The sequence below is a fragment of the Shewanella sp. AS1 genome (assembly GCF_021412565.1).
Lineage (GTDB): Bacteria > Pseudomonadota > Gammaproteobacteria > Enterobacterales > Shewanellaceae > Shewanella.
The window spans coordinates 1-543 of record NZ_JAKCLJ010000032.1 but is presented as its reverse complement, the minus strand read 5'-3'; the positions used below and the strand labels follow the sequence as shown (position 1 = coordinate 543).

Sequence of the window (543 nt, the reverse complement as noted above, 5' to 3'; positions counted from 1 at the left end):
AGTCGCTGGGCGTAGGTCAAACTCAAGTACTCAACATTGATGTCACTGGCAGCGACAGCCAAGGTGCGTCTGATGTACAGACCCTAACCATTACCGTCACTGGCACCAACGATGCACCGACTGTCTCAGCGGCGCTGACTGACCAAGCCACAGACCAAGGCAGCGCCTTTAGCTTCGGCGTACCTGCGGGCACCTTCGCCGATATCGACACCGGTGATACTCTCGCTCTGTCAGCAAGCGGTCTGCCGACCTGGTTAAGCTTTGATGCCGGCACCGGCACCTTCAGCGGCACGCCGGCGAACAGCGATGTGGGTACGACCAGCATTACCGTTACCGCCACCGACAGCCAGGGTGCAACCGTCACGTCCACCTTTAACTTGGTGGTCAACAACGTTAACGACGCGCCTGTGCTTGACCCCATCGCGCAAGTCAGCGCCAAGGAAGATGGTTCAGTAGTTAATGGCACCATCACCTCAACGGATATTGATGCGAATGACACGGCCACTTACAGCACCACTGCCACAATAGCGGGACTGACGTTCA

1 protein-coding gene is annotated in these 543 nt (G+C 57.3%); it reads left to right on the top strand.

All coding sequences use genetic code 11. The features are described 5' to 3' along the window. Window positions 1-543: putative Ig domain-containing protein (locus LZP69_RS15900; protein ID WP_234201691.1), on the top strand; the 543-nt coding region annotated here is incomplete at both ends.